Source organism: Arthrobacter sp. Y3223164 (assembly GCF_059091005.1).
This window is the reverse complement of sequence record NZ_JBNHGF010000564.1, coordinates 1-1,337: the sequence shown is the minus strand read 5'-3', so window position 1 is coordinate 1,337 and position 1,337 is coordinate 1. Positions and strand designations below refer to the sequence as shown.

The following is a 1,337-nucleotide window of genomic DNA, read 5'->3' as shown; positions in this document are numbered from 1 at the left end:
CGGCCGCCGCGGCGGGACGCCCCGCCGGGGCCAGCGGCTCCTCAGCCGCCCCGGAATCCGCCAGCCCCGACGTTAGGCAGCCCCGTGACTGATGCCCGATCCCTGCTGGTCCTCTCGCTCTCGCCGCTGCGCAGCGACCCGCGGGTGCTCAAGCAGATCACCCTGTTCAAGGACAAGTACCGGGTCTTCACCTGCGGCTACGGCCCCGCGCCGGACGGCGTCGCCGGGCACTTCGAGCTGGACACCGCGCTGGCCAGCTGGCCGCGCGATCCCCGGCGGCTCGCCCTGCGCCGCTATGTGGACGTGTATTGGAACATCGCCGCCGTCGCGCAGGCCCGGAAGCTGCTGGGAGGCCAGCGCTTCGACGCGGTCCTGGCCAACGACACCAACACCGTCCCGCTGGCGCTGAGCCTGCGACCCGACCACGGCGTCCACGCCGACCTGCACGAGTTCGCGCCGAAAGAGCACTTCAACAAGCCGGCCTGGCGGGCGCTGGTCGCCCCCTACGTCCGCTGGCTCTGCCGCACCTACCTGCCGGCCGTGCGCTCGGTGACCACGGTGGCGGAGGGCATCGCCGCGCAGTACACCAAGGACTTCGGCGTCGCCGCCAGCGTGGTCACCAACGCCGCGCCCTACGCGGACCGGAAGCCGCGACCCACCGGCGCGAAGATCCGGATGATCTACAGCTCCGCCGGACAGCGCTACCGCAAGATCGAAGACATCATGGAGGCCATGCGCGGCGCGCCGGAGCACCTGGAGCTGGACCTGATCGTGATGCCCAACGAGCCGGCCTACGTGGCCGAGCTCAAGGCCCTCGGCGAGGAACTGCCGCGGGTGCGGTTCCGCGAGCCGGTCCCGTATGACCGGCTGGTGGACACCGTGGCCGAATACGACGTCGCCATCTCCATCATCCCGCCCACCAACTTCAACCTGGCCCACGCCCTGCCGAACAAGTTCTTCGAGGCGGTACAGGCCCGCACCGGGCTGATCATCGGGCCCTCGCCCGCCATGGAGACGCTGCTGCGCCGGCACGGGCTGGGCGCGGTCACCGCCGACTTCACGCCCGCGGCCCTGATGGAGGTGCTCAAGACCCTGACGCCGCAGCTGGTGGACGGGTGGAAGGCCAACGCGCACGACGCCGCCCGCGAGTTGTCCTCCGAGCACCAGATCAAGGGCTGGGAGCAGGCCGTCGACCGTCTGTTCGCCCGGCAGGAGGCCTGAGCGGTGGCGGCAGAACCGCGCGTCCTGCACATCTACGACGCCGCCGACGTCGGGGCCACCCTGGTCAAGTACGGCCGGCGGGCGGGGCGCCCGTGGCGGCACTTCAACGTCATCCC

1 protein-coding gene is annotated in these 1,337 nt (G+C 71.4%); it reads left to right on the top strand.

Annotated elements, in window-relative coordinates; translation table 11 throughout:
* Positions 1–84: 84 nt before the first annotated feature.
* Positions 85–1,221, top strand: a complete 1,137-nt coding sequence (locus tag AC5RUJ_RS16415) for a glycosyltransferase family protein (RefSeq protein ID WP_494128495.1) — start codon at positions 85–87, stop codon at positions 1,219–1,221.
* Positions 1,222–1,337 lie beyond the last annotated feature (116 nt).